Origin of the sequence: Streptomyces sp. NPDC021096, assembly GCF_040641275.1 — a bacterium.
In the GTDB taxonomy this organism is placed as follows: Bacteria; Actinomycetota; Actinomycetes; order Streptomycetales; family Streptomycetaceae; genus Streptomyces.
Window position 1 is genome coordinate 165,455 of the sequence record NZ_JBFADG010000004.1, and the last position, 7,474, is coordinate 172,928.

Consider the following 7,474-nt stretch of genomic DNA (forward strand, 5'->3'; position numbering starts at 1 on the left):
TCCTCTCCGGTCTGCGGCGCGCCTGCCGGGCGCGGCCTTCCATGCTACGGGCCGAACGACGAAGGCCCTCACCGATCGGTGAGGGCCTTCGTCTGTCTGTGCGCCGCCAGGGACTCGAACCCCGGACCCGCTGATTAAGAGTCAGCTGCTCTAACCAACTGAGCTAGCGGCGCCTGCTGACAGAGAAAACTCTACCTGATGTCGCGGGGTGCTCCGAACCACCCGTCACACCGGCCCCTGGCGACGCGGTGCGGGGGCTGGGCCGGTCGGTGCCGGACGGCGCTAGAGCGCCATCGACAGCAGCATCGGGGCGGCGTGCCGGTTCAGGGTGTCGGCCGCCTGCCGCAGCCGGTGGGCGTGCTGGACGGGCAGGGACAGCGCCAGCGAGCCGACCGAGCGGCCCGCGGTGATCGGGACGGCCGCGCAGACCGTGCCCACCGCGTACTCCTGGAGGTCGAGGACGGGCACGCTCACGGGCTGGGCGTCCAGCTTGCTGAAGAGGACCTTCTCGTTGGTGATCGTCTTGGAGGTGAGCCGGGCCGTGCGGTGGCGCGAGAGGTGGTCGCGCCGGTCGTCGAGGTCGAGCTGGGTGAGCAGGCACTTGCCGAGCGCCATCGCGTGGGCGGCGGAGCGGAAGTCGACCCATTCGTGGACCTTGGGGGTGCGCGGCCCGTCCGCGTACTGCGTGATCCGGATCTCGCCGTCCACATAGCTGCTGAGGTAGACGGCGGCGCCGACCCGGTCGCGCAGCGCGGTCAGGGAGCGCTGGAGCTTGCGCTCCAGGGCCTTCTTGCGGTCCCCGCCGGTGCCCAGCAGGACCAGGGACTCGCCGGTGACGTAGCCGCCGTCGCCGGTGCGCTCCACGTACTCCTCGCGGCGGAGCATCAGCAGCAGATGGGCGAGCTGACCTGTGGGCAGCCCGGTCTCGCGGGCGAGCTGGGCCTCGCTCACGCCGCCGGTGTACTTGGCGACCGTCTCCAGCACGCGCAAGGCGTACTGCACCGAATGGAACGGTGCGGTCGGCTCGGGCCTGAGCGCCACGGTCTCCCCCTAGCGATTTCCGGTGGGTCTACCACTGCCCACGATAAGGGCGAAAGAGGGGGCGCGGAGAGGGGGTTGAGCAGAATCGGCGGCGCGCTCGTACCTCTGTCCTGGGCCTCGCCACCTTGGCATATGTCACCGTCATGGGAACGGCTGCCGGAATAAGCGGAGATTGACTCCGGTTGTGTCCGGTCGGGGCGCACCGGCGCTCCGGCGCACACTCAGCCGAATCAGGGAGGCGGGCCACCGTGGCCGACGTACAGGACGACATCATCCGGGCGAAACCCCTCGGCACCGCCCCCGTGCCCCTGTCCGTACTGGACCTCGCGACCGTCGGCAGCGGCCGGACCGCCCGGCAGGCCTTCGGCACCACCGTCGAGCTGGCCCGCCTGGCCGAACGGCGCGGATTCCACCGCTTCTGGGTCGCCGAGCACCACTCCATGCCCGGCGTCGCCAGCTCCTCCCCGGCCGTCCTCCTGGCCCACCTCGCCGCCCACACCGACCGCATCCGCCTCGGCTCCGGCGGCGTGATGCTGCCCAACCACGCACCGCTGGTGATCGCCGAGCAGTTCGGCACCCTCGAGGCCCTCGCCCCCGGCCGCGTCGACCTCGGCCTCGGCCGCGCACCCGGCACGGACGGCGCCACCGCCGCCGCGCTGCGCCGCCAGGACCGGCTCGCCGAGGGCGCCGACGACTTCCCCGAGCAGCTGGCGGAGCTGACGCGCTTCCTGGACGACGACTTCCCCGACGGCCACCCCTACGCCCGCATCCACGCCGTGCCCGGGCCCGTCCAGGGCCGGGTCCCCGGCGGGGTGCAGCGCGCCGACCGCCCCTCCCTCTGGCTGCTGGGCTCCTCCGGCTTCAGTGCCCGCCTGGCCGGGCTGCTCGGTCTGCCGTTCTCCTTCGCGCACCACTTCTCGTCGGCCAACACCGTTCCGGCGCTGGAGCTGTACCGCGAGTCCTTCCGCCCTTCGGCCGTCCTCGACCGCCCCTACGCCAAGATCGGCGTCCAGGCCCTGGCGGCCGACGACCCCAAGGAGGCCCGCCGCCAGGTCCTCACCGGCGCCCTGTCGATGCTGCGGCTGCGCACCGGGCGGCCGGGCCTGGTGCCCTCGCCGGAGGAGGCGGAGCGGTACGCCTACGGGCTCGCGGAGCAGGAGTTCGTCGCCGACTGGCTGCGGAACGTCGTCTTCGGCACCGCGGAGCAGGTACGGGAGGGGCTGGACGCCCTGGTGAAGCGGACGGGTGTCGACGAACTGATGATCACGGCCAACGTCCACGGCCCGCAGGCGCGGCTGCGCAGCTACGAGCTGATCGCCGACGCGTACGGGCTGCCGGGGAGCGCGCAGGGAGCGTAAGGCGGGCGCCTAGGGCCGCACCCCCGCGCTCAGCAGCGCGGAGATGCGGTCCGCCGGCACCGGCCGGGAGTAGAACCACCCCTGGCCGGTGTCGCACCCGATCCGCCCGAGCCGCTCGGCCTGTTCCGCGCTCTCCACGCACTCCGCGGTGACCGTCAGCCCCAGCCGGTGCGCGAGCTGCACGAGCGCCTCGACGATCGTCTCGTCGGCGGGGTTGGGATGCTCCTCGGTGCGGAAGCCGTGGACGAAGGACCCGTCGAGCTTGAGGGTGGAGACGGGCAGCCGGCTGAGGTAGGCGAGGTTGGAGTAACCGGTGCCGAAGTCGTCGATGGCGATGGCGACGCCCATGTCGCTGAGCGCCTGCAGCTGCTGCAGCGGCCGGCCCGCCGAGCCCATGACCGCCGACTCGGTGAGTTCCAGCTGCAGCAGGCTCGGCGGCAGCCCGGTGTCGGTGAGGATCTCGGCCACGTCCGCGACGAGGTCGGAGTCCCACACCTGGCGCACCGCCACGTTGACGCTGACGACCAGCGGTTCGTCCGGGTGGTCGAGCTGCCAGCGGCGGGCCTGGCGGCAGGCGGTCGCCAGCACCCAGCGGCCCAGCGGCACGATGGCGCCGGTCTCCTCGGCCAGTCCGATGAACCGGTTCGGCGCGAGCGTGCCGAACTGCGGGTGGTGCCAGCGCACCAGCGCCTCCACGCCCCGTACGACGCCGTCGCCGAGGCCGACCAGCGGCTGGTACTGCAGGGCGAACTCCTCGCGGTCGACGGCGGGCCGCAGGGTGCTCGACAGGGCCTGGCGGGTCATCCGGTGGGCGTTGCGCTCGGGGTCGAAGAGGGTCCAGCGGGCCTTGCCGTCCGCCTTGGCCCAGTACAGCGTGGTGTCCGCCGCCTGCATCAGCTCGGTGGCGTGCGTCCCGGCCGCCGGGCGTTCGACCACGCCGATGCTCGCCGACACCGCCAGCCGCTGCCCGGCCACCTCGAACGGCCGGGCGAGCCCGGCCTGGACGGCCGCGGCGAGGTCGATCAGCTGCTCGGTGCCCGCGGACTCCTCGACGAGCAGCGCGAACTCGTCGCCCCCCAGCCGCGCCACCAGGTGGCCGCCGGGTGCCGCACACTCCGTCAGGCGCCTGGCCACCGCGCCCAGCAGCCGGTCGCCGGCCCGGTGGCCGAGGGTGTCGTTGACGGCCTTGAAGCCGTCCAGGTCGAGGTAGCACAGCCCGATCCGGCCGCCGCCCTGGGCGACGGCCGCCGCGGCCAGCGCGGTGGCCAGGCGTTCGAAGAACAGGCTGCGGTTGGGCAGCCCGGTCACCGGGTCGTGCATCCGCAGGTGCCGCAACCGGGCCCGTAGATCGCGCCGGTCGCTGATGTCGGCGACCGACAGCAGCGCGTCCGGGGTCTCCGGCAGCGGGGTGACGGTCACCTCGGCCCACAGCCCCTGTCCGCCGGACTGTCTGAGCCTGCGGGTGCAGTGCAGCCGGTCGCGGCGGCCGAGCAGGACCTCCCGGTAGGCGCTCCAGGTCCGGGAGTCCTCGCGCAGGCCGGTGAACTCGGCGGCGGGGGAGTCCTGCAGATGCGCGGGATCGGTGCCCAGCAGGGCGCCGAGGGCGTCGTTGGCGGTGCGTACGAGGCCGTCGCGGCCGACGACGGCCATACCGAGGTGCGCGGCACGGAAGGCAGCGCGGAACTCATTCGAAGTGACGTGACGTTGCGTGACGACTGGCGGCTTCGAATCGGGCGTGGTGCCCTGGCCGTCGAGTGTTCCGCTCAACGTTCGCTCCCGCGTGGCATTCGTTCCGCACGGAATCCCGTGCGGGTTTCGTGTGTCTCGTACGCGTGGTGGAAAAGGCGGCAAATGGCCGCCTGTAGGGGGATTCTGTGCTCGAAGTGTGGCGAGCATAGAGCCCGCGCAGGGACCGTTCCAGCGGCCCGGCCGCGAGTGGGGGAGCCGTCGGCGTGGGTCCGACCGTTTCTGTGCGTCCATGCGCGTCGGTGCGCATTCGTGCCTGAGCCCGCCGGGCGTTTCTTTTCGGCTGACATTGTCGATTGACCATCCGTGACCGAGTGTGATGTACCCAGAAGTCGGCTTAGTCACTCGACTGGGGTAGTGAAACGGGGCATAACACCGCAAATAACAAGAGGGTGGGTGAGGTCTCCCGATTCCGTCCCAGGAGGTCGACGTGGTGCGTCCGCTGACACCCATGGGAGTGGACCGGCCGCGGCCGCGCCGCGGGGATCGCTCCCGGCTGCGCCGCCTGGGCGCGATGCTCACCTGCCTGTGCGCCATCGCCACGACCGTCGTCGCCGCCCCGGCGCACGCGGCGGGGCCCGGCGGCCCCTGCGCGCTCCCGCGCAGTCAGGCGCATCACTCCGAGGGCGTCGACACCTGGAATCCGGACTATCCACGCCCGGTCGGCCGGCTCGACGCCGTCATGATCTTCCTGTCCTTCCCGGACTCCCGCCCCGCCGTCACCCCCGAACGGCTGGCCGCCGACCACTTCCCCGGCACCTCCCGCTTCTTCGAGCGGGCCTCCTACGGGCGGTTCACGCTGCGCGTCCATCCGTTGAAGCACTGGTTCCAGATGCCCCGCACCTCCGGCGAGTACCACATACAGCGCGACTGGGACGGGGAGCAGCGCTCGGCCTATCTGCGCGACGCCATCGCCGCCGCGGACCGCACGGTGGACTTCCGGCGCTACAACCTCGTCTACCTCGTCGCCGACCCCGACGCCCCCGGCGTCGACTCCGACGCGACCAAGGTCGTCAACCTGGAGGAGCCCATCCGGGTCGACGGCAGCGACCTGCGCCGCGTCGTCACCGTCTTCGAACACCACCCGCCCGACCGCAACGTCCTCGCCCACGAGACCGGCCACGTGCTGGACCTGCCCGACCTCTACCACCGGCCCACGGACGGCAAGGGTGACTGGGACACCCACGTCGGGGACTGGGACCTCATGGGCAGCCAGTTCGGACTGGCCTCGGACCCCTTCGGCTGGCACAAGTGGAAACTGGGCTGGCTGTCCGCGCGCCAGGTCGACTGCGTCAACGGCCCCGGCGCCTCCCTGCACACCCTCCAGCCCCTCGAGGCCCCGATGCACCCCGGCACGGACTCCCGCACCCGCATGGTCGTGGTCCGTACGGGCGCGACCAGCGCCATCGTCGTCGAGGCGCGCGGCGCCAGCGGCAACGACTCGGCCACCTGCACCGAGGGGGTGCTGGTCTACCGGGTGCGCAGCGACACCGCCTCGGGCGGCGGGCCCATCCAGGTGCTGGACGGCCATCCGGGCGGGCACGCCTGCTGGGGCCAGTCCGTCTATCCGCCCCTGGCGGACGCGCCGCTCGGCCCCGGGGAGTCCCTGGGCTCGGCCGCGGACGGGGTCCGCGTGGAGGTGCGCGGACACACGGCGACCGGGGCCTGGACGGTGAAGGTGCGACGGGGCTGAGACGAGGACCCCTGTCACCCGGGCATACGACGAAGGGCCTCATCTTTCGATGAGGCCCTTCGACTGTCTGTGCGCCGCCAGGGACTCGAACCCCGGACCCGCTGATTAAGAGTCAGCTGCTCTAACCAACTGAGCTAGCGGCGCCTGCTGACGTGGAAGACTTTAGCACCCTGATCCGGTGGAACGAAAATCCGTATGTTTCAGCCCCGCACAGACATGGGTACCGAGGCTGCCCTGGCCGCCCTGACACAGGCCCACAGGAGGGCGTCCGCGCCCGGCAGCCAGGGGTGACGGGTCTCCGGGGCCACCAGCCAACGGGGCGCGGTGGGGGTGAGCCCGGTCTCGTCGGGCAGCGGATACAGCGGCGGGACGGTCACGGCGTCGCCCGTGCCGTAGGAGAGGAGCGGGGGCAGGGCCCGGCCGCCCTCCTCGTCCTCGCCCCACTCCTCCCAGGCCAGCAGGGCGGGCAGCCGCTGGGCCGTGCCGGGCGCGGCGAACAGCAGCAGCCTGCCGCGCTGGGCCGCCACCGGGCCCGAGCCCGGCCCTGCGGGCGACCACAGGTGGTCGAGCATCCGGCGGCCGAACAGCGTCGGCGCGCCGATCACATCGAAGACCTTGCCGCAGGGCAGGACGGCCGGGGCCGTGGCGTTGTCGGCCCACAGGGCGTGGACGCCACCGGGGGACCGGCTGGCGGAGGCGAGCCAGTCGGCCCCGGCGAGCGTGACGCAGGGGGCGACGGGCCGGTGGCGGACGGGGCGCGGAGGGTGCGGCCAGGAGCTCATGGCCCCTATGGTCGGCGGCGCCATGGGGTCCGCCTGCGGTAGTTGCCGGAAATCGGGACAGGGCGCGGTGCGGTGCGCTACCTTGTGCGCCGCATATGCCAACGGCCCATGATCGAGATCATGGGCCGTACGGGTCAGTCGACCGGGGTGCTGCTGCCGCGCAGCAGCTCGCGGCCGAATTCGACCATCTTCTTCGCGTAGTCCTCGCTCCACTCGGCGCGCGCCGCGATCACTGCCGGGGGCAGCCGGTCGAAGCGCCGGGGATCGGCGAGCTGAGCCGCCGCCACCGCCTGGAACTCCGTCGCCCGGTCCGCGGCCGCGCGGAAGGCCAGCGCCAGCTCCGTGGAGCGGGCCAGCAACTCACGCGGGTCCTCGATCGACTCGAGGTCGAAGAAATGCTCGGGATCGGCGACGGCCTCGGGTGGCTCGAAGAGCAGCTGCGCGGGCTTCAGGCGGCGCGGAGCACTGTCCTGCGCGCCGGGAGCCTGCTTCGGCTCGCACATGTACATACCTCCAGAATCGTCTGCACCGTCATCCATTGTCCTGCCGCGCGCAAGTGCGCCCCCGCCCCCCGGCTTCGCGCCGGCCCGCCCGACGTGGGGTGCCGCGATTCAGGGCCGCCAGGTGATGCGGTGCTCGGCGAGGTGGGAGAGCACCGCGTGATTGGCCTCCCAGCCGTCCGGGCTGTATTCCTCGGCCGCCTCCGGCGGCGTGCCGGCCTCCGTCCGGCGGTTCAGGGCCACCGCCCGAGGCTCCGCTCAGGGCCGCCAGGTGATGCGGTGCTCGGCGAGGTGGGAGAGCACCGCGTGATTGGCCTCCCAGCCGTCCGGGCTGTATTCCTCGGCCGCCTCCGG

At 72.5% G+C, this 7,474-nt stretch carries 7 protein-coding genes and 2 tRNA genes; 2 read left to right on the plus strand and 7 right to left on the minus strand.

Annotated features, from left to right (window positions below):
* Positions 1–99: 99 nt before the first annotated feature.
* Positions 100–173, minus strand: a tRNA-Lys gene (locus AB0G59_RS09330).
* A gap of 109 nt (positions 174–282) precedes the next feature.
* Positions 283–1,041: an IclR family transcriptional regulator C-terminal domain-containing protein gene (locus AB0G59_RS09335; RefSeq protein ID WP_360909628.1), complete on the minus strand. Its 759-nt coding sequence runs from the start codon at positions 1,039–1,041 to the stop codon at positions 283–285.
* A 248-nt stretch (positions 1,042–1,289) separates the two neighbouring features.
* Here AB0G59_RS09335 and AB0G59_RS09340 point away from each other — a divergent pair, with 248 nt between their 5' ends.
* A complete protein-coding gene (locus AB0G59_RS09340) occupies positions 1,290–2,399 on the plus strand; it encodes an LLM class flavin-dependent oxidoreductase (protein WP_360909630.1) in 1,110 nt (369 codons plus the stop codon).
* Positions 2,400–2,408: 9 nt separating this feature from the next.
* Here AB0G59_RS09340 and AB0G59_RS09345 read toward each other — a convergent pair whose 3' ends face one another.
* Positions 2,409–4,166: an EAL domain-containing protein gene (locus AB0G59_RS09345; protein WP_360909632.1), complete on the minus strand. Its 1,758-nt coding sequence runs from the start codon at positions 4,164–4,166 to the stop codon at positions 2,409–2,411.
* 430 nt (positions 4,167–4,596) lie between these two features.
* Between AB0G59_RS09345 and AB0G59_RS09350 the strand changes: the two genes are divergently transcribed.
* A complete protein-coding gene (locus AB0G59_RS09350; protein WP_360909999.1) occupies positions 4,597–5,838 on the plus strand; it encodes a M6 family metalloprotease domain-containing protein in 1,242 nt (413 codons plus the stop codon).
* A gap of 70 nt (positions 5,839–5,908) precedes the next feature.
* Here the strand turns inward: AB0G59_RS09350 and AB0G59_RS09355 are convergent.
* The 4 genes from AB0G59_RS09355 to AB0G59_RS09370 all read right to left on the minus strand — a co-directional run bounded on the left by AB0G59_RS09355 (position 5,909) and on the right by AB0G59_RS09370 (position 7,363).
* Positions 5,909–5,982 (minus strand) — tRNA-Lys (locus tag AB0G59_RS09355).
* A 56-nt stretch (positions 5,983–6,038) separates the two neighbouring features.
* Positions 6,039–6,620 carry a bifunctional DNA primase/polymerase gene (locus AB0G59_RS09360; RefSeq protein WP_360909634.1) on the minus strand — a complete coding sequence of 194 codons (582 nt, stop codon included), beginning with the start codon at positions 6,618–6,620 and terminating at the stop codon, positions 6,039–6,041.
* A gap of 134 nt (positions 6,621–6,754) precedes the next feature.
* Positions 6,755–7,123 (minus strand): hypothetical protein, encoded by a 369-nt coding sequence (locus AB0G59_RS09365; protein WP_071963630.1) that lies wholly within the window; start codon positions 7,121–7,123, stop codon positions 6,755–6,757.
* Between the two features lie 108 nt (positions 7,124–7,231).
* Positions 7,232–7,363, minus strand: coding sequence for a hypothetical protein (locus AB0G59_RS09370; RefSeq protein ID WP_360909636.1), 132 nt, complete (start codon positions 7,361–7,363; stop codon positions 7,232–7,234).
* Positions 7,364–7,474 lie beyond the last annotated feature (111 nt).